At 60.5% G+C, this 24,779-nt stretch carries 27 protein-coding genes, 1 pseudogene and 1 riboswitch; of the genes and pseudogenes, 11 read left to right on the plus strand and 17 right to left on the minus strand.

Features of this window, described 5'->3' with window-relative positions; genetic code table 11:
• The first annotated feature begins 9 nt into the window (after positions 1–9).
• Positions 10–2,784 carry a DNA translocase FtsK gene (locus E2K80_RS14875; protein WP_135375702.1) on the plus strand — a complete coding sequence of 925 codons (2,775 nt, stop codon included), beginning with the start codon at positions 10–12 and terminating at the stop codon, positions 2,782–2,784.
• 61 nt (positions 2,785–2,845) lie between these two features.
• On the plus strand, positions 2,846–3,451 hold the full coding sequence (locus E2K80_RS14880; protein ID WP_135375703.1) for a LolA family protein: 606 nt from the start codon (positions 2,846–2,848) through the stop codon (positions 3,449–3,451).
• A gap of 129 nt (positions 3,452–3,580) precedes the next feature.
• On the opposite strand, the gene E2K80_RS14885 is transcribed toward E2K80_RS14880, so the two are convergent.
• Complete coding sequence (locus E2K80_RS14885; protein WP_135375704.1) at positions 3,581–4,156, minus strand: transglycosylase SLT domain-containing protein; 576 nt, start codon at positions 4,154–4,156, stop codon at positions 3,581–3,583.
• 269 nt (positions 4,157–4,425) lie between these two features.
• On the opposite strand from E2K80_RS14885, the gene hspQ reads away from it, so the two are divergent.
• Entirely contained in the window at positions 4,426–4,752 is a 327-nt protein-coding gene (gene hspQ, locus E2K80_RS14890; protein ID WP_135375705.1) for a heat shock protein HspQ, read from the plus strand.
• Between the two features lie 392 nt (positions 4,753–5,144).
• Here the strand turns inward: hspQ and E2K80_RS14895 are convergent, their stop codons facing one another.
• From E2K80_RS14895 to E2K80_RS14905, 3 genes are all read right to left on the minus strand, one after another.
• A complete protein-coding gene (locus E2K80_RS14895; protein WP_135375706.1) occupies positions 5,145–6,725 on the minus strand; it encodes a gamma-glutamyltransferase family protein in 1,581 nt (526 codons plus the stop codon).
• 238 nt (positions 6,726–6,963) lie between these two features.
• On the minus strand, positions 6,964–7,479 hold the full coding sequence (locus tag E2K80_RS14900) for an ATP-binding protein (protein ID WP_135375707.1): 516 nt from the start codon (positions 7,477–7,479) through the stop codon (positions 6,964–6,966).
• Between the two features lie 9 nt (positions 7,480–7,488).
• The gene (locus E2K80_RS14905) at positions 7,489–7,842 is read right to left on the minus strand and encodes an STAS domain-containing protein (protein WP_135375708.1); all 354 of its coding nucleotides are present in this window, start codon (positions 7,840–7,842) and stop codon (positions 7,489–7,491) included.
• Positions 7,843–7,934: 92 nt separating this feature from the next.
• Between E2K80_RS14905 and E2K80_RS14910 the strand changes: the two genes are divergently transcribed.
• From E2K80_RS14910 to E2K80_RS14930, 5 genes are all read left to right on the plus strand, one after another.
• The gene (locus E2K80_RS14910) at positions 7,935–9,113 is read left to right on the plus strand and encodes a thiolase family protein (protein WP_135375709.1); all 1,179 of its coding nucleotides are present in this window, start codon (positions 7,935–7,937) and stop codon (positions 9,111–9,113) included.
• Between the two features lie 85 nt (positions 9,114–9,198).
• Complete coding sequence (locus E2K80_RS14915; RefSeq protein WP_135375710.1) at positions 9,199–9,675, plus strand: GAF domain-containing protein; 477 nt, start codon at positions 9,199–9,201, stop codon at positions 9,673–9,675.
• The gene (locus E2K80_RS14920; RefSeq protein WP_238475556.1) at positions 9,605–9,832 is read left to right on the plus strand and encodes a BrnT family toxin; all 228 of its coding nucleotides are present in this window, start codon (positions 9,605–9,607) and stop codon (positions 9,830–9,832) included. The genes E2K80_RS14915 and E2K80_RS14920 overlap by 71 nt, the downstream gene beginning before the upstream one ends.
• Positions 9,801–10,079, plus strand: a complete 279-nt coding sequence (locus E2K80_RS14925; protein ID WP_135375712.1) for a helix-turn-helix domain-containing protein — start codon at positions 9,801–9,803, stop codon at positions 10,077–10,079. Before E2K80_RS14920 ends, E2K80_RS14925 begins: the two co-directional genes overlap by 32 nt.
• 191 nt (positions 10,080–10,270) lie before the next feature.
• A complete protein-coding gene (locus E2K80_RS14930) occupies positions 10,271–10,597 on the plus strand; it encodes a hypothetical protein (protein WP_135375713.1) in 327 nt (108 codons plus the stop codon).
• 72 nt (positions 10,598–10,669) lie between these two features.
• Here the strand turns inward: E2K80_RS14930 and E2K80_RS14935 are convergent, their stop codons facing one another.
• From E2K80_RS14935 to E2K80_RS20105, 11 genes and pseudogenes are all read right to left on the minus strand, one after another.
• Positions 10,670–11,473, minus strand: a complete 804-nt coding sequence (locus E2K80_RS14935) for a TonB family protein (protein WP_135375714.1) — start codon at positions 11,471–11,473, stop codon at positions 10,670–10,672.
• Positions 11,470–11,853, minus strand: a complete 384-nt coding sequence (locus E2K80_RS14940) for a biopolymer transporter ExbD (protein WP_168193214.1) — start codon at positions 11,851–11,853, stop codon at positions 11,470–11,472. Before E2K80_RS14940 ends, E2K80_RS14935 begins: the two co-directional genes overlap by 4 nt.
• Entirely contained in the window at positions 11,853–12,236 is a 384-nt protein-coding gene (locus E2K80_RS14945) for an ExbD/TolR family protein (RefSeq protein ID WP_135375716.1), read from the minus strand. Before E2K80_RS14945 ends, E2K80_RS14940 begins: the two co-directional genes overlap by 1 nt.
• A complete protein-coding gene (locus E2K80_RS14950; protein ID WP_135375717.1) occupies positions 12,233–12,856 on the minus strand; it encodes a MotA/TolQ/ExbB proton channel family protein in 624 nt (207 codons plus the stop codon). The genes E2K80_RS14945 and E2K80_RS14950 overlap by 4 nt, the downstream gene beginning before the upstream one ends.
• A complete protein-coding gene (locus tag E2K80_RS14955) occupies positions 12,853–13,656 on the minus strand; it encodes a cobalamin-binding protein (RefSeq protein WP_135375718.1) in 804 nt (267 codons plus the stop codon). The genes E2K80_RS14950 and E2K80_RS14955 overlap by 4 nt, the downstream gene beginning before the upstream one ends.
• Positions 13,653–14,300, minus strand: a complete 648-nt coding sequence (locus E2K80_RS14960) for an adenosylcobinamide amidohydrolase (protein ID WP_135375719.1) — start codon at positions 14,298–14,300, stop codon at positions 13,653–13,655. The genes E2K80_RS14955 and E2K80_RS14960 overlap by 4 nt, the downstream gene beginning before the upstream one ends.
• Complete coding sequence (locus tag E2K80_RS14965) at positions 14,297–15,055, minus strand: ABC transporter ATP-binding protein (RefSeq protein WP_135375720.1); 759 nt, start codon at positions 15,053–15,055, stop codon at positions 14,297–14,299. The genes E2K80_RS14960 and E2K80_RS14965 overlap by 4 nt, the downstream gene beginning before the upstream one ends.
• Complete coding sequence (locus E2K80_RS14970; protein WP_135375721.1) at positions 15,052–16,041, minus strand: FecCD family ABC transporter permease; 990 nt, start codon at positions 16,039–16,041, stop codon at positions 15,052–15,054. Before E2K80_RS14970 ends, E2K80_RS14965 begins: the two co-directional genes overlap by 4 nt.
• A complete protein-coding gene (locus E2K80_RS14975) occupies positions 16,038–16,844 on the minus strand; it encodes an ABC transporter substrate-binding protein (RefSeq protein ID WP_338014551.1) in 807 nt (268 codons plus the stop codon). The genes E2K80_RS14970 and E2K80_RS14975 overlap by 4 nt, the downstream gene beginning before the upstream one ends.
• 22 nt (positions 16,845–16,866) lie before the next feature.
• Positions 16,867–18,681: a TonB-dependent receptor plug domain-containing protein gene (locus E2K80_RS14980; RefSeq protein WP_135375723.1), complete on the minus strand. Its 1,815-nt coding sequence runs from the start codon at positions 18,679–18,681 to the stop codon at positions 16,867–16,869.
• Positions 18,682–18,818: 137 nt separating this feature from the next.
• Positions 18,819–19,026, minus strand: a riboswitch (cobalamin riboswitch).
• A gap of 139 nt (positions 19,027–19,165) precedes the next feature.
• A pseudogene (locus tag E2K80_RS20105) lies at positions 19,166–19,479 on the minus strand (DDE-type integrase/transposase/recombinase); the annotation flags it as partial.
• Between the two features lie 1,137 nt (positions 19,480–20,616).
• Between E2K80_RS20105 and E2K80_RS14990 the strand changes: the two are divergent.
• Together E2K80_RS14990 and E2K80_RS14995 are read left to right on the plus strand one after the other, a co-directional pair.
• A complete protein-coding gene (locus tag E2K80_RS14990) occupies positions 20,617–21,108 on the plus strand; it encodes a hypothetical protein (RefSeq protein ID WP_135375724.1) in 492 nt (163 codons plus the stop codon).
• An 84-nt stretch (positions 21,109–21,192) separates the two neighbouring features.
• A complete protein-coding gene (locus tag E2K80_RS14995) occupies positions 21,193–21,912 on the plus strand; it encodes a hypothetical protein (protein ID WP_135375725.1) in 720 nt (239 codons plus the stop codon).
• An 80-nt stretch (positions 21,913–21,992) separates the two neighbouring features.
• Here the strand turns inward: E2K80_RS14995 and E2K80_RS15000 are convergent, their stop codons facing one another.
• Positions 21,993–22,412, minus strand: a complete 420-nt coding sequence (locus E2K80_RS15000; protein WP_135375726.1) for a DUF1801 domain-containing protein — start codon at positions 22,410–22,412, stop codon at positions 21,993–21,995.
• A 145-nt stretch (positions 22,413–22,557) separates the two neighbouring features.
• On the opposite strand from E2K80_RS15000, the gene E2K80_RS15005 reads away from it, so the two are divergent.
• Positions 22,558–23,091: an SRPBCC family protein gene (locus E2K80_RS15005; protein ID WP_135375727.1), complete on the plus strand. Its 534-nt coding sequence runs from the start codon at positions 22,558–22,560 to the stop codon at positions 23,089–23,091.
• A gap of 15 nt (positions 23,092–23,106) precedes the next feature.
• Here E2K80_RS15005 and E2K80_RS15010 read toward each other — a convergent pair whose 3' ends face one another.
• Entirely contained in the window at positions 23,107–24,750 is a 1,644-nt protein-coding gene (locus E2K80_RS15010; protein ID WP_135375728.1) for a DUF4139 domain-containing protein, read from the minus strand.
• Positions 24,751–24,779: the final 29 nt, after the last annotated feature.

The following is a 24,779-nucleotide window of genomic DNA, read 5'->3' on the forward strand; positions in this document are numbered from 1 at the left end:
GGTAAGACTATGGCCTATCAGACACGACAGCGTGACCCGCTTCTGGACAGCCGCATGCAGGCGATGCTTGAAAAGCGCTGCAAAGAGATCATGGGGCTGGCGCTGTGCCTGTTGGGTGTGGGGCTGGCGCTGATGCTGGTCTCTTACACGCCTGAGGATCCGAACTGGACAGCCGCCACCGATGCGGTGCCGCAGAATGTTCTGGGTCATATGGGGGCTTCCGTGGCCGCCATTCTGATGCTGATCGTGGGCTATGGCGCCTATGGTCTGGCGATCGGCGCCTTTGTCTGGGGTGTGCGGTTCATGTTCTGTTACGGGTCTGAGCGGGCCATCGGGCGGGTTGTGTTTCTGCCGATTGCCGTGGCTTTGGCCGCGATTTATGCGGCCAGCTATGCCCCGCCTGCGGGCTGGACCCACAGTTTCGGACTGGGTGGCCTGTTCGGAGATACGGTTCTGGGCGCTTTGCTGAATATTCTGCCCTTCGGTGCGGCCTTTGGTCTGAAACTTCTGGCCGCGTTGAGTTTTGGGGCTGTGATCGGTTTTGGGCTTTTTGTTCTGGGTGTGAACGGGGCCGAGATGCGCGTGGGCCTGCGGTTTCTGATTATCGGTCTGATTTCGACCATCGCGGGCCTGGCCACGGTTTTCGGCCATGCGGGCCGGGGCGCGGGGCAGGCTGCCCTGTCTTTGCAGGAGCGGCGCCAGACCCGGGCCGCCGCCCGGCAAGAGGCGATGGACTACGAGGATGACAGCTTTGCGCGGGTGGAGCCGGACCTGACGGCCCCCGCCGCGCGGTCCAGCCTGTTTGACCGGGTGCCGCTGTTGCGCAGCCGTGACCGGGTGCCCGAACTGGAACCCGAACTGCCGGAACGCCAGGCGGTTGCGGGCGCGGATATCGATGCGCCCGATGATGACCGGATTCGCGAGAAAATCGCCGATGTGATCAAGAACCGTGTCCGCCGCCCGCTGACCGCGCCACAGGCCGCCATGGCCCGGCACAAAGCCGGGATCGCCCAGCACGGTGTTCCGCCCCTGGCCCGGGTAGAGCCGCCCCTGACCGCCACCGCTGCCGATGAGGCGGCGCATGATATGATCCAACTGCCCCATTCCGAACGGGTGGCTGAACTGGATGCGGCCCCGTCACCCGCCGCCGGGTTTGCGGTGCCACCGGCAGAGCCTAAGAAAGTTGTGCAACACCCGGCCCGCAAAGCCGCCCCCTCGCGGGCGGCGATGGCAGATGCGCAACCCTCTTTGCCGCTGGAGGCAGAGACGCCCGCCTATGAATTCCCGCCGCTGTCGCTTCTGTCCAGCGAAACCACGGTGGAACGGCATCATCTCAGCGACGAGGCATTGGAGGAAAATGCCCGGATGCTGGAAAACGTGCTGGATGATTACGGCGTAAAGGGCGAGATCGTCAGCGTGCGCCCGGGCCCGGTTGTCACCATGTATGAACTGGAACCGGCGCCGGGTCTCAAAGCCTCCCGCGTGATCGGCCTGGCCGATGATATCGCCCGGTCGATGTCGGCCCTGTCAGCCCGGGTTTCAACCGTGCCGGGGCGCAGCGTGATTGGCATCGAACTGCCCAACCAGCATCGCGAAAAAGTGGTCCTGCGCGAGATATTGTCGAGCCGGGATTTTGGCGACGGCACCCAGAAACTGCCCCTGGCGCTTGGCAAGGATATCGGCGGAGACCCGGTTGTCGCCAATCTGGCGAAAATGCCCCATCTGCTGATCGCGGGGACCACCGGTTCGGGGAAATCCGTGGCGATCAACACGATGATCCTCAGCCTGCTGTACAAGCTTTCGCCCGAGGATTGCCGGATGATCATGATTGACCCCAAGATGCTGGAACTCAGCGTCTATGACGGGATCCCGCATCTGCTTTCGCCGGTTGTGACAGATCCGAAAAAGGCCGTGGTCGCGTTGAAATGGACCGTGGGCGAGATGGAAGAACGCTATCGCAAGATGTCCAAGATGGGTGTGCGCAATATCGACGGCTATAACAGCCGCGTCGCCGAAGCGCTTGCCAAGGGAGAGATGTTCAGCCGCACTTTCCAGACCGGGTTTGACGATGAGACCGGCGAACCGGTTTTCGAGACCGAGGAATTCGCGCCCGAGAAAATGCCCTATATCGTCGTCATCGTTGACGAAATGGCCGATCTGATGATGGTTGCGGGCAAAGAGATCGAGGCCTGTATCCAACGTCTGGCACAGATGGCACGGGCCAGCGGCATTCATATTGTCATGGCGACGCAACGCCCCTCGGTCGATGTGATCACCGGCACGATCAAGGCGAATTTCCCGACGCGGATTTCGTTCCATGTGACCTCGAAAGTCGACAGCCGTACCATTCTGGGCGAACAGGGGGCTGAACAGCTTCTGGGTATGGGCGATATGCTTTACATGGCCGGCGGCGCGAAAATCACCCGTGTGCACGGGCCGTTCGTCAGCGATGAAGAGGTTGAAGAAATCGTCCGCCACCTGAAAAGTTTCGGCCCGCCGGATTACGCAGCCTCGGTTCTGGACGGGCCCGATGATGACAAGGAAAGCGATATCGATCTGGTGCTTGGCCTGGGCGGCAACACCGATGGGGAAGATGCGCTTTATGATCAGGCGGTGCAGATCGTGATCAATGACCGCAAATGCTCCACCTCGTATATCCAGCGCAAACTGGCGATCGGCTATAACAAGGCCGCCCGTCTGGTGGAGCAGATGGAAGAAAGCGGGTTGGTTTCACCGGCCAATCATGTGGGCAAACGCGAGATTCTGGTGCCGGAACAAGGGTGAATTTCCGCCGATCCTGCGCAGGTAAGGTGTAACTGGCGGTTGGATTGACTAAATTGACCTTATGAAACGGTTTCTTCTGTCCCTGGCGCTGGCCATGACCACCGCCTTTCCGGCTTTTGCACAAGCGATTCCGCTGTCGCAATTGTCCGGCTATCTCAACACTCTGCGCAGCGCCGAGGGTGATTTCACCCAGATCAATGCCGATGGCTCGATCTCGACCGGTACATTGTATCTGCAACGCCCCGGACGGGTGCGGTTCGAATATGGCGGCGGCGATGATGACCTGCTGGTCATCGCAGGCGGCGGTCAGGTGGCGATCTTTGACGCAAGGTCAAACGCGCGGCCTGAACAATACCCGCTACGGCGCACACCCCTGCATCTGATCCTGGCGCGCAATGTGGATCTGGGCCGCTCGGGCATGGTGATCGGGCATAATAGCGACGGCACATCGACCCGGGTTGTGGCGCAGGACCCCGAACGTCCCGAGATCGGCCAGATCACCCTTGTCTTCACCGGCGACCCGGTGGAATTGCGCCAGTGGATCATCACCGATGAGGCGGGGAGTGACACCACGGTTATCCTGGGAGATCTGGATACCGACGCCCGTGTCGGCGCACGGCTGTTCAATATCCCGCAGGAAATACGGGCCCGGGGTCTGGACGACTGAAGCCCCAGACAAAAATTCTGCAACACATATGCATTGCGCGGAGGGCAGAGCCCGAACCGCCGGGCAGGAGCATGGTGCGGGGTGATTCAGGCTTTCAGGCCGAAGCTATAGAGCGATAAAACCTCCGGTTCAGCGGCGACAGCTGACCAGTTGCACCTGATAGGTCTGGGCGCGGGCGGCAACTTCATCAGCAACGCGCAACAGCCATGGTTTGGCGTTATAGCTGCCCCGGTTATAGCCTGTATGCCCTTCATGATAGGCCAGATACTGGTTGCGGGCGTCATTCAGGGGCACGTTGTTCCGTTCCACCGTCCGGGTCATATACCATCCCATGAAATCGGTCGCATCATTGATGTTATGACGCCGCGCGCCGCGGTTGCCGGTTTGCTGGCGGTATTCGTCCCAGGTGCCATCCAGCGCCTGACTGTACCCATAGGCTGAACTTTGGCGCCCAAGCGGGATCACCCCAAGCGCATAGCGGAATGGCGTGCGCGCATCGCCGATGAACCGGCTTTCCTGATAGATCGTGGCCATCTGCACATGCACCGGCACCCCCCAATTGCGTTCTGTCGCACGCATCGCGCGGAAATAGGCCGGGCGTTCATTGATGATGGAACAGGCATTATCCAGGTCGCGCGGGGCGGAGTAATTGCGCCCACAGCCTGCCAATACCAGTAGAATCAGGAAGAATACCGCCTGTCTCATAAAATCTGCCTGCTCAGGTTCATCTTATATTTTGTCACAGTATACGGGAATTTTTGGTCTGTGGGAATGGCCACATGCAGTGCGGCCCATCACATCGGCGCCAACATGATCAGCAGGCGGATGACGGGCAGAGTTTCAGAAGAAACAGGGGGCTGGTCAGGGCCGGAACTGTCAAACCTGAGTTCACAATCTGTTTCTCCCTATTTCGGCACAGTTGGATGGACAAGGCCCCGTAGCTCGGTTTAGTCAGGGTTCAAAGGGGCGCCGCTATGCTTAAGAGCCATGCGAAATACAATCTGGGCCAGGTGGTTCGGCACAAAAAACACCCGTTTCGCGGGGTTGTGTTTGATATAGACCCTGAGTTTTCCAATACCGAGGAATGGTATGATGCCATCCCCGAGGGCAGCCGCCCGTCCCGTGCGCAGCCATTCTATCATCTTCTGGCCGAGAATGATCAGACCTATTACGTGGCCTATGTGTCTGAACAAAATCTGGTGCCTGACAATACCGGGGAACCGGTTGATCACCCCGACCTGCCCGAGCTTTTCGGGGATTTTCAGGATGGTCGTTATCCGCTGGAATATCAGCTGAACTGAGTTACGGCTTTTCGGGTTTCACCTGAAACAGATCGTATTGAAAAACGCGTTCGAGCCAAAGGCGATAGCTTCGGCCTGGAACTCTGCTCAACCCCACATCACCTTCCCGCCCGGACCGCCCCACGGGCGGGCGCTTCTCGCCCACCCCTCGGTTCGGGCGCTGCCCTCCGTGTCATACATGTATGTTGCAAAATTTTGGACCGGTGCTTGAGATGCAGCTTTTTCGATGCAAGGTTTACCCGAAACGCTTTTGGTCAGCTTTCGGGTTTATCAATCGGCAGACCGGACGCCGGCGACCTCTGCCTGCGTCTGGGCCGGCGAAAGCGAGGTGATCTCCGCCCTGGCGTTGGCGACAGGTGTTTTTACAGGTGTGACAGGCATGGCGGTTTCTCTCAATATCCAAGTGCGCAACCGTCTTTGCGCGGGTCAGACCCACCTTGCAACACCCCGGTGGCGGCATCGATGCGAATGGCCTGCGCCCCGCCGATCGGCAGGGCCGGGATGTTGAGCTTGTGGCCTTTGGCCTCCAGCGCCTGCCGCACATCCGGCGCATAGCCGCGTTCGATATTCACATGGCCGCCATCGGCAAACAGGCGCGGCGCATCAATTGCGGCCTGTGGGCTCATCCCGAAATCGACGATATTGCTCAGAAAACGGGCATGTCCTGTCGCCTGATACTGGCCCCCCATGACGCCAAAGGGCATCACACTGCCACCTGACTCGCGGATCATGCCGGGAATGATGGTGTGCATCGGGCGTTTGCCCGGCCCGGCCTCGTTCGGGTGGCCCTTGATCAGGTTGAACCCGGCACCCCGGTTCTGGAACAGAATGCCGAATTTGTTGCTGGCCAGACCTGATCCGAAACTGTGGAAGATCGAATAGATCAGCGACACGGCCATCCGATCCCGGTCGACCACGGTGATATAGATCGTCTCTTTATGTACGGCATCTGACAGGGCTGTCGGATTGGCCATTGCCCGGTCCGGGTCGATCAGGGCGGCCAGCGCTTTGGCGGTGTCAGACGCGGTCAGGTGATCGGCGCGGGGGCTGTGGCCCGGGTCGCCGATAAAGCGGTTCCGCGCATCATAGGCCAGTTTGGTGGCTTCCAGCTCAAGATGCGCGCGTTCGACCCCCCAGGGCGCCATTTCCGCGATATCGAAGCCGGACAGCATATTGGCCAGCAGGATCGCGGTGGACCCCTGACCATTGGGCGGCAGTTCAATCAGTTCCGCCCCCTTATAATGCGTGCGGACCGGGGTCACGCTGTCACAGGCGGTTGCGGCAAAATCATCCCTGGTATGGGTGCCGCCAAGCGCTTGCAGACTGTCCACCATATCGGCCGCGACCTCACCTTCGTAAAACCCGGCGCGACCCTCGGCGGCGATCCTGCGCAGAACGTCGGCCTGGCCCTGCGCGCGGAATATCTGCCCCGGTTGCGGCACCGCACCCTTCAGCAGGAACCGGTCCCGGGCCACCCCCGTAAGCGCCGCATCGCTTTCCGCCCAATCCGCGGAGACACGCGGGGCGACGGGCACGCCGGCTTCGGCATAGTGGATTGCCGGGGCCAGAATATCGGGCAGCGGCATCTGCCCCAGATCGCTGTGCAGGCGGCAAAACCCGTCCACCGCGCCGGGCACGGTCACGGCGGCCGGATGGTTCAGGGGTATGATGTCATGCCCTGCTGCGCGCAGGGTATCGGCGGACAGGCCAGCCGGTGCGCGGCCCGAGGCGTTTAATCCGATGATCCGATCACTGTTGCCCGGTTTGACCAGCGCAAACATGTCGCCGCCCAGCCCGGTCATCTGCGGTTCGCAGAACCCCAGCAGAACCGCCGCGCCAATGGCCGCATCCACCGCATTGCCACCCTGTTCCAGCAGGTTGATCGCGGTTTTCGCGGCCAGAGGATGCGATGTTGCACACATCCCGTTTTCGGCGAAAACCGGTGACCGGCCCGGATGATGGAAATCGCGCATGCCCGTTATGCTCCCGATATCTGTTCTGGGATCAAATTAGGCGATGTGCGGTGGGGAACAAGCGGGAAACCTGCATAGTACCTCGACGTCGCGCCGCTGGGTGGGGGCTTTAAGACACGACGCCGAGGGAAGCCTATGCAGCTACAAAACCGTTTATGGCTGTGTATAAGGGCCAGTTTGCGGAGCGATTGTGACCCTATCGTGGCAATTTGCCCCCATGCAAAGCATTCCTGACATGTCAGTCGAGCGGCCCTGGCGGGGGGGCAATCGAGAAGCTCAGATGATTTTCGTAGCCCTGCCTGCTATAGCGCAAATCCGAGGCAAGCTGGTGAATAAGCCCCCAGCCAAAGCCACCTTCGGGCAGGGTTTCAACCTTGGTCTGATCAAGGTGATGGGCCTTGGGTTGCGGCAGTTGGTCGTTGGGCATGGCGCAGCCGCAATCGCAGACGGCGCAGGTCACCAGCGCGGTTGCGGCGGTCACGGAGATATAGATCGTCGCGTCATCCCGATGCGCATAGGCATGTTCCACGATGTTGTTCAGCACTTCGGCCAGCACCAGTGTCACTGCCCGGGCATGATCCCGGCTGATTTTCCGCCGGTCCATATGCCTGCCGATCCGGGTCAGGGCGCGGCGAATCTCATTCGGGTGGCCCGGAAAATCGAGGCAGAGGGTCATATCCGCCCGGGTTTCGATCTGTCTGGCAGGCTCGGTCACGGCGTCATTGCTTTGCTCACGGGTGGTCTTGCTGTTCAAAGGTTCCCGTCACCCGGCCGAAAGTGTCGCCCCATGGGCTGCAACCGCCTGTGGTACATCCTCGTGAATATTGAAAACCGTGTTCATCCGGGTCAATGTCATCACCTTGGTGACGGTCGGTTGCAGCCCTGCCAGATCCAGCACCCGGCCCGCGCCCAGCAATTTACGGGCTGCGACCAGCGCGCCCAGACCGCTTGAATCCAGAAAATTCACCTTTCCCAGGTTCAGCACAACCGGGCCTGTGTCGTCTTCGATCAGGGCGCGAAAACTGTCTTTGAACTGAATCGCGACCGAGGCGTCTATCCGGTCTTCCTCCACATGGATGATCGTGATCGGCCCTGCGGTTTCTCTGACGAGGTTCATAGCTGTTCCTTCCGCCTTTGCTGCGGTACAGCCTAGACGGCAATCCTTACCATTCGGTATCGAAGGGGAACGGATGAGATGTGGAGGATGACATGGAAAAGGTTGTGATCTGCGGTGCCGCCCGCACACCGATGGGTGGGTTTCAGGGTGCGTTCGCACCGGTCCCTGCGGCGGATCTGGGGGGTGTTGCGATCAAGGCGGCGCTGGCGCAGGCAGGCGCCGCGCCCGATCAGGTCGATGAACTGCTGATGGGCTGTGTTCTGCCCGCCGGTCAGGGGCAGGCCCCGGCCCGGCAGGCCGGGTTCAAGGCGGGCCTTGGTCAGGAGGTGCCGGCCACCACGCTGAACAAGATGTGCGGTTCCGGCATGAAGGCCGCGATGATCGCCTATGACCAGCTGGCGCTTGGACAGACCGATCTGGTCGTCGCAGGTGGCATGGAAAGCATGACCAACGCGCCTTACCTTTTGCCCGATATGCGCGGCGGGGCCCGCATCGGCCATGGCGGGACCATCGACCATATGTTCCTGGATGGTCTTGAAGATGCCTATGACAAGGGCCGCCTGATGGGCAGTTTTGCCGAGGATTGCGCCGAGAAATATCAGTTCACCCGCGCGGCGCAGGATGAATATGCGCTGACCTCTTTGTCCAACGCGCTGGCGGCGATCGACAGCGGTGCCTTCGCCGATGAGGTGACGCCGGTGACGGTTGCGACCCGCAAGGGCAGCACAGAGATTTCCGTCGATGAACAGCCCGGCAATGCCCGCCCCGACAAGATCCCGCAGCTGAAACCCGCGTTTCGCAAAGACGGTACGGTCACGGCGGCCAATGCCTCCTCCATCTCTGATGGGGCCGCGGCCCTGCTCCTTGCCCGCGAAACCGCTGCCGGTGAAAAGGGCCTGCCGATCCGCGCCCGCATCCTTGGCCATGCCTCCCACGCGCAGGAACCGGGCTGGTTTACCACTGCCCCCGTACCCGCCGCCGAAAAGCTTCTCACCCGCCTTGGCTGGACGCCCGAAGATGTGGACCTCTGGGAGATCAACGAGGCCTTTGCCGTCGTTCCCATGGCTTTCATGCAGGCCTTCAACCTGACGCGCGACAAGGTCAATGTGAATGGCGGGGCCTGTGCGCTTGGTCATCCGATTGGCGCGTCCGGGGCCCGTATCATGGTGACGCTTCTCAACGCGCTGGAAAAACGTGATCTGAAACGCGGTATCGCCACTATTTGTATCGGCGGCGGCGAAGGCACCGCGATTGCCATTGAACGGGTCTGACCTTCTCTGCTTCATAAATATCCCGGAAAGCGTGAGGTTCTCCAATCCCACCCCGCGCTCCTGTCACATACCAAAGGCTCAGGCCATGCATGCGGATTACACAGCCCTCGCAAAAACAATCGCAAGCCTCACCGAGGGCGAAACTGATGAGGTCGCGCTCATGGCAACCCTTGTCTGCGAGGTTCACCATTCGGATGACCGGTTCGACTGGACCGGGTTTTACCGGGTCACCGCCCCGCAGATGATGAAAATCGGCCCCTATCAGGGTGGCCATGGCTGTCTGCAAATCCCGTTTTCCCGGGGTGTCTGCGGCGCGGCGGCACGCACGGGTCAGGTGCAACTTGTGAAGGATGTGGAGGCGTTTCCGGGCCATATCGCCTGCGCGTCTTCCACCCGGTCAGAGCTTGTTCTCCCGGTCTGGAATGCTGCGGGGAATCTGATCGCGGTTTTCGATATCGACAGTGATCAACCGGATGCGTTCACCACGGAAGATGCCGATAATCTGGCCGACATCCTGGCCAGCACCTTTGCGGGTAAAAGCAGCGCAGCCTCAACCGATTAATGCAACAGTCTCTGGAGAAGACAGGTTCAAGGTGATCGGCGTTGTGGATGAGAAGGTGTTTACCGGCGTGTTCACCTGGCAGGATGAACGGCCCCGCTTCATTTCTGTGAGAAGGAGCAACAAAGGTGAAGAAAGAGCATATTATTTTGTCTTCTGATCCATCGGACCCAGAAGATTTTGAAGTGACACAAAAGGCAATGGATCGTGGTCAGCGGGCCCGGCTGATACGCAAGACCAGAACCGGGCTTGGCCTTTCGCAGACTGAATTTGCCAGCCGCTTCCACGTGCCTGTCGGTACACTTCGTGATTGGGAGCAGGCACGGGCGACAGCCCCCGACTTTGCTGTGGCCTATGTGCAGGTTATTGGGCAGCACCCTGATATCGTGGCGAAAGCTGTCGCATAAGAGCGGCGGAGCCTCTGATGAGCTGAGGTTCAGCCCTGATCAGGCTTGAATTACAGGCACAAAATTAAACTAAACAGTTTGGTTCAAAAACCTGCCGGACCGGTTCAAGTTTCATCCTCTGCCCATCCCCATCTCCCATTCATGAAGCGCAGGCCAGAGCGGTCTGCCAGATGATCAACGGAGATAAGATCATGACACGCACATTTCTTCCCCTCGGCGCCGTTCTGGCCGTTACCCTTGCCCTGCCTGCTGTTGCTGACGATGCCCAACTGGCGGCGTCGGTTGGTGTTGAACCCGGTGTTTACACCACGTCAGAGCTGATTCAGCTGTCCAACGCGCTGGCTGATGACGATGCGATCACCGTGAACCACATCCTGCGGGACGGGCGCGAAACAGTGTCGACACAGAACAGCGTGACCAATCAGGGCGATCAGCAACTGGCGGCTTTTCTGGGTGTGAACGCAGCCGATTATACCACGGCTGAACTGACAGCGATGTATATCGACGCGGTCGATTGATCGGCCCCATACCCCGGTTGCGGGGCTTTTACAGACGGGCGCATCCCTGATGTCGCCCGTCTTGTTTTTGCGTTACAGAAACCGAATTGGCAGATCAAACCTGTAACTCGGTTCTGACAGGCCCTCGGGCGCGGCGGGGAAATGGCCCGCGCGCTGCACCGCGCGCAGGCCCGCCTGATCAATCTGCGCATTGCCCGATGACCGGGCCACAGCCACATGTTGCAACCGGCCATCCCGCCCGATGCGCAATTGCAGGGTCACGACGCCCTGCCCGGTCACCCGGGGTTTGCGTCGTTCAATCCGCGCATTGATCTGCGCGCCCCAGCGGGCCATCAGGCTTTGACGTGCGGCTGAGGACAAGGTTGCCACAGGCGCGGTTTCTGATGCGCCCCGTGCCGCGCCATTGCCTTGTCCTGCTGCGGTTCGGCGGGTCTGTGCCGGACCGGGCGAGGTTGATGCTTGAGGGGCGCGCTGCGGGCGGTCAGCGGGCCGGGCCACAGGCCGTTGCGACAGGGTGACTGCTTGGGGCCTGCGGTCGCTGACATCCGCCTGTGGCGTGCTTTCCGGCAAAGCCGGGGCGGCAAGATCAGACGGCAATGGGAGCGCGGGGCGGGTATCCTCTGTTGCCGCCGGGCGGGGCATTTCAGCCATGTCTGCGCTTACAGGCTGCATGGTCTGCGGTTGCGTGATCTGGGGCGGGGCGGTCCAGCGGGCCACCATCGCGCCCATATCGCCGGTGGCGGCCTGCAATGTCGCGCGATCCTCGCCGCCCTGCCCCGCGCCCGCGGCACCGCTGCCGGGCAGCTGCACAAGGGCCGCCGCATGCACCGCAACCGAAAGCGCCAGAAAGGTGATGATATGCAGCATCCGCTTCATGGATGCCCCGCGATCAGGGTGATCCCGGCAATCCCGCTTTCCGCCAGACGGGGCAGAAGTTCTGCCAGACCGGCGGCTTGCAGGTCTGCATCTGCCCGGATGGCAAGCGGGCCCGCATCTGCAGGGCGCTGGCGCAGCGCCTCGAACACCTCGGCATCGCGGGCGGTCTCATAGGCCAGCATTCCATCGGTGGCGATGTAAAGCGTATCGGGCGCCGGACCCGCCGGGTCGGCGCGGGCTTCGGGCGGCGTCACCGGAAACGGCTCTGGCGGGGCGATTTGGGCCGTCATCAGGAAGAAGATCAGCAGCAGGAACACCAGATTGATCATCGGCACGATGCTTTGCCCGTGTCTGCGCCTTTGCAGGGGGCCAAACTGCATCATTCGATCAGAACCAGCCGGGTAAAACCGGCCTGCTCCAGCTCTGACAACACGGTCACCAGCCGTTGCAGGCTGGCCCCGTCACGACCGCGCAGGATGATCATATCTGCCGGATCGGGTATCAACTCATGCAAGTGCGCCACAATTTGGGACAGTTCCGCATCCTGCCCGTTCAGGCGCTGGCCATCGGGCAGCACATCCACCAGACGCGGCGGCCCGGAATAGGTACTGTCCTGCTGCCCGGTCAGGGACAGTGGCAGGGCGCCATCCTGTCCGAACCGGGCGACCAGCATGAAAAACACCAGCAGCAGAAAGACCACGTCGATCATCGGCGTCAGGCTGGGGCGGCGGCTTTGCCGGGGAATGGCGAACTGAAAGCTCATTCCGGCCCCCGGGTGAAGATACGGGTGGCGGCATCTTCCATATCGGCCTGAAGGCGGTCGACCACGCTTTCAAACCAGGTCAGCATCATCGAGGCGGGAATGGCCACGACCATGCCGGCGGCGGTGGTCAGCAAGGCCTCCCAAATCCCGCCGGCCAGTGCTGACGGGTCTGCGCGGCTGCCTGCGGTCTGCAGCGCCTGAAACGCGGCAATCATGCCCAGAACAGTCCCCAACAGGCCCAGGAGAGGCGCAATTGTCGCGATCAGCTCCAGCGCGCGAAACCCGCCCCGCGCCTCGGAGAGGAGCGATCGGGCAACCCGTGTGGTTTCATCACGCGCGGTGTCCGGCGTCAGTGCCGGGTCAAGCCGCGCGGCCATCGCGGTTGCGGCCAGACGCGCGCGCACCGATTTTCGCCCCCGGATACGGGACAGGCCCGTTTCGGCATCCCCCGCCTGCCAGCAGGCAATGGCGCTGTCGGTGACGGTGCCGCCCGACCAGACCCCGATCTGCAGAAATTGCCAGATTTTCCACAGGCTCAGCGCCAGGGTGATCACCGACAGGGCGGCGATGGCCCAGATCACCGGCCCACCCTGGGTCAGGAATGTAAGCGCGTCATTCATGCGCTTGCCCTTTTCTCGGCCATGTCCCCCCACAGGATATCCAGCATCGCGTCCAGCCCGTCCCCCAGGGCGGCGGGACCCGGTTGCAGGATCAGGGGGGATTTGATCTCGGAAATCCGCCCGGTTTTCACGGCGGGAATATCCTGCCATCCGGGGCGGGCCGCAATCCGCTCAGGCCTCACTTTCTTGCCGCACCAGCTGGCGATGATCACATCGGGGGCGGCGGCAATCACGTCACTTGGGTCGATGATCCGGTCGCGGGCGGCCTGTTCATGGCGCAGATGGGCAAACACATCCTCACCGCCTGCGATCTCGATCAACTCGCTGACCCAGGCGATGCCGGAAATGGCGGGGTCATCCCATTCCTCGAAATAGACCCGGGGGCGATGGGCGCGGGGCAGATCACGCAGGCATTGCAGCCTTGCCTCGAACCGTGCGGCCAGCGCCTTGGCCCTGGCACCTGCCCCGACCAGCACACCCAGCGTGCGGATCATCGCCAGAATACCGGCAATATCGCGTTGATTGAACGCATGCACAGCCACGCCCGAGCGGATCAGTTCGGCCACGATATCGGCCTGAAGATCCGAGAAGGTGAGCACCAGATCAGGCTCCAATGCGAGGATTTTCGGGATATCCGCCGAGGTAAAGGCGCCCACGCGCGGTTTTTCCTGCCGCACCCTGGCTGGGCGGATGGCATAGCCGGTAACGCCGACAATCCGGTGATCCTCCCCCAGCAGATAAAGCGTTTCGACGGTTTCCTCGGTCAGGCAGATGATCCGGCTTGGGGGGAAGGCTTTCATGCGCGGTTCTCCGTTTTCATCCAGACCCGGGTGCCCTCGCTCACCGCATCATACACCACGCGGCCAATGACCTCGCCGGGTTCCGTATGAAGCCCCGCATAGGCCATGTCACCCGGCGGGCAGGCCAGCGCGATGCAATCGGTGCCGGTGCCCGTGGCGGGGCCTTCGGGCAGGCCGGGCCCATGGGTCAGGATGGCCGCCGTGCGGGCCTGGGTTGCGATCGACAATGCCTCGGTCATCGCAGGCATGCCAAGCCCGTGGGACAGGGTGACAAGCAGATTGACCGTGCCATAGCCAGCGGCCAGGGCCGGTTGCCGGTATCCGACCCGTTCCGCATTGGACAGGCCCACCGTGGCCAGGCAAGAGGCCTGAAACGCGCCGGATCTGGCTTCTGCGAAAGTGTATTTTTCGATATTGCGCGAGGTCAGCATTGCCACCGCATCGGTCTGGCCGATGCCGGTCAGTTCCCGGGCAAGCCATGCTGTGGCGTCCAGACCTTTGGTCAGATCCTGATTGCGGACCTCGCGCCAGATCACCTGCCGCGCAATGGCCAGCCCCGGGCGGTGGGGTGCCCAGCTTAACACCCGCATCTCCTGACCCAGATCAGCGGTCAGCCAGGGGCGGGACAGGGTGATGCGGATCATCGGGTCACCTCCAGCGGCTGAAAGATCAGCCCATGGTCGGTTTCGGCGATATGGGCGGCGATACCAAAGACCTGATGCAGGTTTTCCCGGGTCAGCACGTCTTTGGGCGTGCCATCGGCCACAAGCCGCCCCTTGTCCAGCAGCAGAAGCCGGGTGCAATGGCGCGCCGCAAGGCCCAGATCATGCAGCGAGGTGACAATGGTTTTCCCGCCTGCGGCAAGGCGGGCAAACAGCTCCATCGTGGCGATCTGAAACGCCGGGTCGAGCCCGGCAATCGGTTCATCGGCCAGGATCACAGGCGTGTCCTGCGCCAGAACCCGGGCAATCAGAACCCTGGCCTGTTCGCCGCCGGACAGGGCGGTGGCAGGGCGGGTTTCATAGCCGGTCAGCGCCATATCGGTCAGCGCGGCTTTGGTTGCGGCGTGATCTTCCGCACCGGGTTTCGCACCCCCCGCCAGATGCGGCACACGGCCCAGCATGATCAGGGTTTCCACCGCCACGGGCCAGGCAATCTCGCGGGTTTGCGGCATCCAGGCGGCGGTTTTTGCCCGCACCCGCGCGGGGAGTGCGGCGAGGGAGGACATGCCGGTGCAGGGCTGAAGGCCCAGAATACCCCGCAACAGGGTCGTTTTTCCGGCGCCATTCGGGCCGATCAGGCCAACAATCTCGCCCGGATCAAGGGACAGGCTGACATGATCCACCACCGCGCTGCCGCCACGATGCACGCTGAGGTCAGAGACGGTAAGCGCGCTCATGTCATCTGCCTCCGCGTCTTGTAGATCAGATGCAGGAACAAGGGCGCGCCGATGATCGCCATGACCACGCCCAGTTTCAGGTCACGGTCGGGCAGGATCAGGCGCACGGCGATATCGGCAGCCAGCACCATGGCGGCCCCGCCCAGCGCCGAGGCAGGCAGAAGCGCTGCCGGGCGCGCGCCCACAAAGGGGCGCAGAATATGGGGCACAACCAGCCCGACAAAGCCGATGGCGCCCGCCACGGCGGTGGCCGCCCCGACCGAGGCGGCAACGCCGATAACCAGCCGCAGGCGCAGGCGGGCCAGATGGATACCCATGGCAGAGGCGGCGTCCTGCCCCAGTGTCAGGGCATCCAGCCCCCGGCCAAGACTGGCCAGCAGCGCCCAGCCGACCGCCATCACCGGCAGGGCGATGGCCACATGGTCAAAGGACCGGTCAGAGACCGAGCCAAGCATCCAGAACACAATCTCGCTGACCGCAAAAGGATTGGGGGACAGGTTGAGAACCAGCGACAGAAACGCCCCTGCCAGCGCGCTGATGGCAATGCCCGCCAGGATCAGTGTCAGCGATCCGCCCCTTGATCCGGCCAGCAGAAGCAGCAATAAAACAGAGACTAAAGCGCCTGTCAGAGCCGAAACTGGCAAAGCCAGTGCAAAGCTGGCGGCAAACCCGGTTTGCAGGGCAATCACCGCGCCCAATGCGGCAGAGGAGGAAACGCCGATCAGCCCCGGCTCGGCCAGCGGGTTGCGCAGAAAGCCTTGCAGCGCCGCGCCGGACAGTCCCAGACTGACCCCCACCATCATCGCCAGAACCGCGCGCGGCAGACGAATTTCGCGCATCACAAGGGTCACCGCCTCCCCTTCGCCGCGGATCAGGGCGGTGATGCTTTCGCCGATGCCAAACCCCGCCGGGCCGATCAGAAGCGAAATACAGAACAGCAGCGCCACAAGGGCGCTCAGGGTCAGAAGAAGGGCAGGGCGTTTCATGGCGGCGCCTCCATCCGGTCACGGGCCGCGCGCAGATCGGCCAGCGCGGTCAGAACCCGGGGTGTCCCACAGACCCAGTCAGGGCCGCTGATAAACCCGTGGCCTGCGGCGATAACCGCCTCCAGCGCCGGGTGGTCCAATATCTCCTCGGACCGGGAATTGCCCGGATAGCTGCCGGTGCGGATCACCATATCGGGCGCGGCCATGACCAGAAGTTCCAGCGCCAGGCGGCCGCTGCTGTCGCGGCCCAGGTCTTCGGCGACATGGCGAAACCCGGCTGTGGTCAGAATGTCATGAGACAGGGTGCCGGTGCCAAGGGAATAGCCATTGGGATAATAGAAGGCGGCGCGGGGCCCGGTTTGTGGCTGGCTGAGCGTGGCGAGCGCCGTCTCGAACCGGGCGATTTCAGCCCCGGCCTGCGCCTCGCGATGCAAAAGCGCCCCGATCTCGGCCAATCGGTCTGTGACCTGATCCAGGCCGGTGACGATGTCAATCTGGGCGACCTCAACCCCCAGCCGGCGCAGCATCGAGACAACGGCAGGGTCGGAATAGGTGCCGGCCAGAACCAGATCGGGGGCCAGCAGATAAATCTCCTCGGCCCCGCCAAAATTCGCCGGATAGGCCACCGCTTCGGCATGCATGGGGGAAATCAGGGGATCGGTGGCAATATCGCTGACCGAGATCAATTGCCCCGGCGCGGCCAGCATCATCGCCAGTTGATCAGTGCACAGATTCATCGAGACGACCCGCGCAGGCGGCGCGTCGGCCAAAGCCGGAGCGGTGGCAAGCAGGAAACCCGCCACCGCAAGGACACCAGAGAGGCGATCAGAAACGTGCGCGAAGGCCAACATAAAACGCCCTGTCGCTGGTGCCATAGCCGCGGGTGGTCTGATAATCCTCGTCAAACAGGTTGTTGACCCGCAGATAGACCTCGGAGGTCTCGTTGATTTCCCGGGTGATGGTCAGATTTGCCAGGGTGTAATCGGGCATCGGCACAATATCGGGAAAGTCCGAATCGAGGCGATCCATCACATGCTGCACTGTGAAGGTGCCGGACCAGCCCGGTGCGAATTCTCCCGTCACGCCCAGAGAAATATCATGCTCGGGCACCCGGATCAGCCGGTCATCATTGCGATCCCTGGCATCCGTGTAGGTGTAAGTGCCGAACAGTCGCAAACTGTCGGTGATCTCATAATCCATTGTCACCTCAACACCCCGTGATGTGCTGGTGCCCGGCACCTGAGTATAGCTGCCGCCTGAGAACTGAATCAAATCGTCAATCTCGGTGTGGAACAGTGTCCCGCCAAGCGTCAGACGCCCGAAATCCTGTTCCACCCCCAATTCGGCGCTGCGGCTTTGTTCCGGCTGAAGGGCCGGGTTGCCGAAGGCGCTGAACAGTTCAAACAGCGACGGGGCGCGAAACCCCGTGCCATAGGAAACCCGAACAATCATGTCCGGTGTCGGGCGCCAGGCAAGGGCGATCCGGCCCGTTGTCTGCCCACCATAGACCGAGTGGTCATCAAAGCGAAGCGAGGCCGACAGATCAAGATCGGGGGTAAGCGGCGTGTTCAGATCACCATAGACCGAGTTGATGTCATATCGGCCGTTGATTGCATCGGCGCTGAATTCCTCTTCCGAGGTTTCGGCGCCGAAGACCAGCACGCCACCATTGCCCAGGCTTGCGGTGCCCTTATAGGTCAGCTCGCGCCGCTGCCCTTCGAAATTCTGGGTGAACCCGATGGGGAAATACCGGTCAGTGTCCGAGACGATGGCGGCAATCTCATGGTCGATGCCGAAGGCGTTGAATTCGGCATAGACCCGGCCCGCGCGCCGCCGGGTTTCGCCGGTCTGCGAGCCATCGCCCCCGGCCCCGCCAGAGCCGTCAAACTCCGCGAAACTGTCTTCGAAAAACCCGCTGAAACCCAGCCGAAGATTATCGGTGACGTCAAACGCGCCGGTCAGGGTCAGCGTGGTCGAATCGTGGCCATCATCTTCCGTGTTGCCAAGATTCTCATCCGCGGCAGAAAACCCATCGGTGATCAGCCGTGTGGCGGAAAACGCCAGTTCGCCCCGTTCAAACCGCGATGCCACCCCGATGGAGCCTAGATAGGTGTCGTAACTGCCGGCCTCGGCCGAGATGGTGACCTCGGTGCCGATCTCGTCAGGCGCCTGCAATGTGGTGATCGAGATGACACCCGCAATCGCCTCGGACCCGTAGAGCGCCGATTGGGAGCCATAAAGCACCTCGATCCGCGACAGGGCGCTTGTGGTCAGAGAGCCGAAATTGAACGCGGTCTGGGTGCCGGACGGATCGGTCACGTCGATGCCGTCGATCAGAACCGGAATGTAACGCTCTCCCAACCCGCGAATGCGGATCGAGGTGTTGCTGCCGATCGGGCCATTCTGGCTGATACTGACGCCGGGCAGGGTGGCCAGATAATCAGAAAGCTGAATGTCGCCGCTTTCCTGCAACTCCTCCCCGGTGACAACTGCCACGGAGGCGCCGGTGCGGCTGGCCTCCAATACGGTCAGCCCTGCGGAAAAGATGATTTCATCCAGCGCGAAAACCGGCGCATCCTGCGCCTGCACGGATGCGGTTGAAAGAAGGGTCGCGGTGAAAGCGCCCAATGCCTTTTTCATGATATCCCCCAAATCGGCCCCATACGCAGGGCCGGGTGATGCCAAAAAATGTCTTTGGAAGGGGAATGGCCCCGCCGCCGACGGTGAAAATGCCACCACGACGGAACGTCCGTTGTTCTTGGCGCCCTCCGCGCCCGAACAGGGTGATCACCTCGGCAGGTCTCCTGACTTGCGGGTCGATGCTTGGCTGAACCTTCCCAACCCATCTGGGGCCAGTGGTTTTTTGTCAGCCGCGCTCACCGCTTACAGTTGCGGGGGCAGTCACGGAATTGGGCAGGGCCCGCACCGTAGTTCCCTTTTACCCGGATGATTTTCACTGTCCGGACCGAAGCAGATATCTGCTTACGCAAGAGACTTGCCCGGCTCAAGCCTGAAAGCGACGCCTTCCTTGCGGGAATACGTCACAGGATCAAACGCACCTGTTTTGCCGGGACTGTTGCATTAATCGGTTGAGGCTGGTCTTGCGTTTTTTGTTTGCAGCGGATTATGCGGCTTCGAACATCTGAGAGATGAACAGGGTCTCTCCCTGAACAGCAGCTTGTTTATGATGAATGTGGCCGCGCTTGATGGTGCGTAAAGTCTCTATCCCGCTCAGGGTTGCTTTCGCCGTTCGCAAGGAACGAAAGTTCTGTCGGTATCCCAATAGTCGCATCATTGCGGCGTGATCGCTTTCGATCAAATTGCTTCGCCACTTTTGGTCAATATGTCGAATGCTGTCAAATGCGGATCATAACGATGGTTGATTTCGCGAATAACGCGCCGATATGCCTGCGCCTTGTCGGTCACGATTGTGACGGGCCATGCTCACGACCTCCTCTTTGGCAGAAGTGAATCACAGCTCGGTCAATGTGGGAAGCCGATTAAGGGGTATGGGGCCTAGGGCGGTTTCTGCTCTACATCACCTCGTCTTTAACCTGACAGAAGGCGGAGGGTGAGGGTGAGTGGAACGTTCGCAAGCATGGCCTTCATCCGATTTGTGCAACAGAACCATGCATGATGCCAAAACCTTCCAAGATGCCAAACATTTGTTATGGGGTTTTGTAACGGCTAGGGCATTGGTCGTTCGTTCTCAGATTGAGCGTAACAAAACCACCGTTTGTGTGACCTTTCACCTATGATTCAAGTGACCGTTTTCGTTGTCGGCGTTAGAGATTGATGAAAAATATAATACGGGGTGCAGCATTGCTTTCGGCACTATCCATACCAGCAAACCCTGCGCTCACGCAAAATGCCGCTGCATGCGAATTACCCCCAAGCTTAGTTTCTCCTCTTGAGACAGGTCCGTTTATTATCAGCACATATCACACCACCGGTGTACCGGGCAGCGACAGAGTCATTCAAGTTCAGTGGCCTACAGGAATTAGGGTTCCTATCTCCGGTGTGCCGCCGGGACGAACAGATGGTGCCGAAAGAGGAATAAGCTTCACTATCCCAAGTGGGGTGTTGTTTGTGGACAATGCAGATGATGATCGGAACGAGGTAGCTTTCCCACGCTTTTTATATTCTGTTAATAATGGGGTTGACCGTTATCCGCTCTACTCGAGACTAGGGTCCGTTGGGGAATGCCAAGTACAGGAGGAAGGACAATCTTGGAGAGCGCTTCAGGGTTTACTTACCATTCATCGGAAGGTTTTAAGACATTTCCAGACGAAAATCATGGTGATTGGACCCGATATGCCTACCCCGGTCCGAACAGGGTTTCCAATCGATATGATACCTTTTTTCGCGGCCTGCCGGAAGTTGGCGGGGTCGAAGCGATTCTGAAGTGTGATCGATGGGACGACGGGCCTGTGGAATACTCGCAATGCCAGTTATTCAAGAAACTTGAGCCGATTTTTTACAGGATTACATTTGATGGTAGGTATCTTTCTGACCTGCCTGTGATCGAGCATGTCTCGGATCGGCATACGGAATGTATTATAGGGGAATTATGAAATGGCAGAAAACCTCACACAGCAAGATATTGATCACCTTAGTGGGCTTGTCGGCAACATCTATTCTGAAGGGGTTAAAAATCGTGACGCGTATTATTCATACTTAGAAGACCGTGGATATCAATATGGCGGCTTGGCTGGTGGTGTTGTTCGGGAAGATTCGTTTTCTGGACGGATCGCCAATGCTTTCATGGCAGAAACAGCAGCTAAATCTGGCAATACGATCAACCTCAGCACCAGTTCGCAAATCAGCTATGATTTGATGGTGGCTGATTTCCAAGCCCGGGCAGATTTGGTTGAGCAACAAGGTTTCGCCGGAGAATTGGGCGCGCGCGTTCACTATGATAACCATAAGGTCGTATTCAGTAATCCTGACTATGGCTTAGGAATTGAAAATTGGACTGCCGCTGAACCAATTGAGTACGCGATAGAAAATTACGAAGCTTTGGGTTTCTCCAACCCGGCTGCCGCCGCAGATGCAATGCTCACTTGAATGATGGAGGCTAATACTCTTCCAGAAATGGTTGGGTTAAATCAAGAGATTTCAATATATGCGATTTCTTCCCTAGCAACATTGATGTCTGCGCAAGAATTGCAGGAATGGCTGCAAACGACTAATACCGTATTTTTGAATAACGCCGGTTATATATTTGGATTTGGTGGCACTCCCTATCAGACAAACCACTGCTTCCTTTCCGACACGCCGATTCAGATGTGGCCGCTTGATCCCTCGATCAAACCGCGCGCAGATGGCAGCCATGACGAGAAGCTTGTGCTCTCGAAAGTCTGGGAGAAGCTGATCAGCGAGATCAAGACGGGTGATGTCGTCGTCGCCTATGATTCACAAGGCAGGCTCGGCCCCAAGCGCGTGCTGCGCACCATGATCAACAGTTCCACGCATATTCTGGATTTCTGGGGCACGGGCACCACCCCCGGCCATGCGTATCACTGCGCCGATGGCCCGCTCAAAGGCGAGCACGCCCCAATCATGGATATCCTGCGCAGGGATGGCGCAGTTATGCGCAGCAATAGCAAGACGATCCGCGCCGCCACCAACTGCGAGGTTGGATCGATGGGCGACATGATGATCCACGCCTCGGCAAGGAAGCAAACGCCGGATGGCTCATGGACAGAACCCAAGCAGGGCAAAGTCCGCTTCGGCACATGGATCATTCTGCCGGATGGGCGGCATATGTCCTTCATGGAAATGGCCGCAAACGAAGGTTGGCGCGTCTCTGACGATGGTTACATGGTTGCGCCTGAAGGTAGGGCCCTTAAACGTCGAAGATGGCGGTAGAGCCATGGCGTATCGCCAATACTGCGAGAACGCCAAAGGCGGGGCAGGGTATGGGTCATGCAGGTGTAAGGCGGGGCGCTTCAGGCCGGCTGTTTGAGGTGATAGGTCAAAGCCCGGCGGATCAGCAGGCCGATCTGGTCCTGTGGCAGGTCCGCATCGTCATCGAACCGGATCGCGCGGTGTCCCTCATAGGTGAAATCATCGGGGAACAGGCTTTGAAACTCTGACAGTATCGTCGTCTGGCAATGCACATAGATCGCAAACCCGCCCTCTTTGGGCAGGCCAAGCCGGATCGTTGAGCCCGACTTTGTCTCCGGCGTCAGATAGGCGGGCTGGCCCCATTTCAGCGTTTCCTCCAGCGGCCCCACCGGCGGCAGATCGGCGGCGGTCTCGAAGATCAGCGACCGAAGGGTCAGCAGACCCTTTCGCGCCCGGTCGGGGAAAGAGGCAAACCGCGCCGCGACGGCGGGGTCCTGAAAGGCTGGAATGGCACTTGTCATGGTCTGATCATATCCTATGCCCGCCCGGGTGCGAATACCGGAGATATCGCAAATCTTGCGCTTGACCGGCAAAGATTCTGCAACAGGCAGAAATCCGGCGCTGTTCATGTTATTCTCGGCGCAGATTACACCGGGAGAACATAGTATGCGTCTTATTCGAAATATCCTGATCGGGCTTGTTATCCTGATCGCTGTGCTGGCCGCCGGGGCCTATTTGCTGCCCCGTCATGTCATCATTGAACGGCAGATCACCATCGACGCACCCCCCGGCGATGTCTTTCCGCTGGTCAATTCCCTGCAACGGGGCGAGGAATGGTCGCCCTGGCTGGACCGGGACCCGAATGTCCAGATCACCCATAGCGGGCCCGAGGCGGGTGTGGGCGCGATAATGGAATGGGTTTCGGACGTGCCCGAGGTGGGCAATGGACGTCAGGAAATTGTTGAAAGCGTCGCCGATCAACGGGTGGCGACCGCGCTTGATTTCGGGGGCATGGGCACGGCCCGGGCCTGGTTTGACCTGACCGGAGACGGCGAGAGCACAAACATCACCTGGGGTCTTGATGCGGATATGGGCAACAATCCCATCGGGCGCTGGATGGGGCTGATGATGGATGGCATGGTGGGGGCCGATTATGAAACCGGCCTTGCCAACCTCAAAACCCTGGCCGAAGCCGGATAGGCGCGCTGGCGGCTGTCATGGCTGCCAGTTCAGCACCTGCCCTTCGGGCCAGTCAAAGCTGACACCCATCCCGAATTCCTGCGTCTCGCCGGGGGCGATGGTGACATCCCAGGCCACAACTCCGCGCAGATCATCTATATCGCGTTCATCGGGCTGGGGGGAAAGCGTCACATCAACCTCCAGATCCTCCTGCTCGGCAAAGGGTGTGGCGTAAAGCACGCGAACCTCCTCGGCGCTGGCAGAGCTGTTTTCGACCGTGAAGCTTACCTGCCGGTCCTGGGTGTTCGACTGTACGAATATCCCGCGATCACCCTCATCCAGCGAAAGATCCTGCCAGGTCAGGCGCAGATGGTCGAGCGGGCCAAAGGCCATCTCGGTCTCGGCCCCTGAGGGCAGCAGGGTCAGTTCGCCCTCTCCCAGCGGCGCCCCGTCGCGATAGAACCGGGCCCAGCCGGGCAGGATCGGTTCATCGCTGGTATTCTCGAACTCAGCCATCAGAAACGCGGTCATATCACGGCGCGGGATGGCCAGATTGGTCAGGTCAGCCTCAAAGCTCAGCGTGTCAAAGGGCAGGGTGATCATCGATTGTTCGCCGATGCTGACGGGGGTCGGATAGACATAGGTCAGCGCCAGACCATTTGAGATCATCTCAATTGGCGCGGCTGCCTCTTCCACAATAACAACCGGTTCGGCCGCGATGCCCGCGCCGATGCTCATCTCGGCACTGTCGCGCAGGCTTGGGGCCGGTCTTAAGGGCTCATGCAGGCGGGCCGGGTCGGGCCCGACGCTGCGCGGGGATCGCCGGCGAATTGGATCGGTTGTGGAGAAATCGACCGCGACATCGCGCCAGATCATGGTTTGATCCACCTCCAGCACAATGCTGCGCGTGATATCCAGCGCACCGGTTTCAGAGGCCAGATCCAGCCGGTAGCTGGGTCGCCAGGCCGCAGCGTCAGTCAGATAATGTGTTGTCAGAACAACATCGCCTGCAGCCTCCAGAGTCACATCCACGGCAATCATATCCACCGTGTCGCCAAAGGGTTTGAGCCGTCTGAGCGCCTGATTGGCGTCATCAAGATCCCCCTGCCGTGCGATCAGGTCTTCGTGCAGCTCCTGCCGGGCGACGCGGGCGGTGCGCAATTCCTCGGACGCGCGGGCCATCTCAGCGCCCAATGTGGTCAGAAGCGTGGCAAGCAGTTCGGCGCTGCCAGGCATGTCGATGCCTTCAGAGCCGCCAGTGCTGATCGCATTCAGATAGGCCAGCTGCACCTCGGCCGAGCGGATTGCGACCTCAGAGGCGGCGATCTGCTCCGCGATCTGTTCTACAGCGTCTTCCGCCTGTTCAACGGCTATGCGCGCGGCGGCCTGATCCGGCAGGTCCAGCACGCCTTCGTCCAAAGGCTGATCTTCGACCGGTACAGGCTGTCCAATCATCCGCGCGCCGGTGACCGAGACCTCGGGCAGTTGCCCCCAATTCAGATCGGGGATCGCCATATAGATCCGATGGGTCCCGGCGGGCAGATCGACCTCTGCCTGCCGGGTAAGTTCTGCGCCGAGCAGATAAACGGTGGCCGCAGTCACATCGGCGCGCAGCATGACCTCATCGGCATGGGCGGCACCGGCCACGATCAGGGCAAGGGCGGAAACGGAAAGACGCATGGGGGGAATCCTTTGGGGTTAAATGCCCG

This window comes from Rhodophyticola sp. CCM32 (assembly GCF_004751985.1).
Classification (GTDB): Bacteria; Pseudomonadota; Alphaproteobacteria; order Rhodobacterales; family Rhodobacteraceae; genus Rhodophyticola.

Coding starts and splice junctions, on each gene's coding strand:
- E2K80_RS14875 (WP_135375702.1), top strand. CDS start 10: ATGGCCTATCAGACACGACAGCGTGACCCGCTTCTGGACAGCCGCATG.
- E2K80_RS14880 (WP_135375703.1), top strand. CDS start 2,846: ATGAAACGGTTTCTTCTGTCCCTGGCGCTGGCCATGACCACCGCCTTT.
- E2K80_RS14885 (WP_135375704.1), bottom strand. CDS start 4,156: ATGAGACAGGCGGTATTCTTCCTGATTCTACTGGTATTGGCAGGCTGT.
- hspQ (WP_135375705.1), top strand. CDS start 4,426: ATGCTTAAGAGCCATGCGAAATACAATCTGGGCCAGGTGGTTCGGCAC.
- E2K80_RS14895 (WP_135375706.1), bottom strand. CDS start 6,725: ATGCGCGATTTCCATCATCCGGGCCGGTCACCGGTTTTCGCCGAAAAC.
- E2K80_RS14905 (WP_135375708.1), bottom strand. CDS start 7,842: ATGAACCTCGTCAGAGAAACCGCAGGGCCGATCACGATCATCCATGTG.
- E2K80_RS14910 (WP_135375709.1), top strand. CDS start 7,935: ATGGAAAAGGTTGTGATCTGCGGTGCCGCCCGCACACCGATGGGTGGG.
- E2K80_RS14915 (WP_135375710.1), top strand. CDS start 9,199: ATGCATGCGGATTACACAGCCCTCGCAAAAACAATCGCAAGCCTCACC.
- E2K80_RS14920 (WP_238475556.1), top strand. CDS start 9,605: ATGCCGATAATCTGGCCGACATCCTGGCCAGCACCTTTGCGGGTAAAA.
- E2K80_RS14930 (WP_135375713.1), top strand. CDS start 10,271: ATGACACGCACATTTCTTCCCCTCGGCGCCGTTCTGGCCGTTACCCTT.
- E2K80_RS14935 (WP_135375714.1), bottom strand. CDS start 11,473: ATGAAGCGGATGCTGCATATCATCACCTTTCTGGCGCTTTCGGTTGCG.
- E2K80_RS14940 (WP_168193214.1), bottom strand. CDS start 11,853: ATGCAGTTTGGCCCCCTGCAAAGGCGCAGACACGGGCAAAGCATCGTG.
- E2K80_RS14945 (WP_135375716.1), bottom strand. CDS start 12,236: ATGAGCTTTCAGTTCGCCATTCCCCGGCAAAGCCGCCGCCCCAGCCTG.
- E2K80_RS14950 (WP_135375717.1), bottom strand. CDS start 12,856: ATGAATGACGCGCTTACATTCCTGACCCAGGGTGGGCCGGTGATCTGG.
- E2K80_RS14955 (WP_135375718.1), bottom strand. CDS start 13,656: ATGAAAGCCTTCCCCCCAAGCCGGATCATCTGCCTGACCGAGGAAACC.
- E2K80_RS14960 (WP_135375719.1), bottom strand. CDS start 14,300: ATGATCCGCATCACCCTGTCCCGCCCCTGGCTGACCGCTGATCTGGGT.
- E2K80_RS14965 (WP_135375720.1), bottom strand. CDS start 15,055: ATGAGCGCGCTTACCGTCTCTGACCTCAGCGTGCATCGTGGCGGCAGC.
- E2K80_RS14970 (WP_135375721.1), bottom strand. CDS start 16,041: ATGAAACGCCCTGCCCTTCTTCTGACCCTGAGCGCCCTTGTGGCGCTG.
- E2K80_RS14980 (WP_135375723.1), bottom strand. CDS start 18,681: ATGAAAAAGGCATTGGGCGCTTTCACCGCGACCCTTCTTTCAACCGCA.
- E2K80_RS14990 (WP_135375724.1), top strand. CDS start 20,617: ATGGCAGAAAACCTCACACAGCAAGATATTGATCACCTTAGTGGGCTT.
- E2K80_RS14995 (WP_135375725.1), top strand. CDS start 21,193: ATGTCTGCGCAAGAATTGCAGGAATGGCTGCAAACGACTAATACCGTA.
- E2K80_RS15000 (WP_135375726.1), bottom strand. CDS start 22,412: ATGACAAGTGCCATTCCAGCCTTTCAGGACCCCGCCGTCGCGGCGCGG.
- E2K80_RS15005 (WP_135375727.1), top strand. CDS start 22,558: ATGCGTCTTATTCGAAATATCCTGATCGGGCTTGTTATCCTGATCGCT.
- E2K80_RS15010 (WP_135375728.1), bottom strand. CDS start 24,750: ATGCGTCTTTCCGTTTCCGCCCTTGCCCTGATCGTGGCCGGTGCCGCC.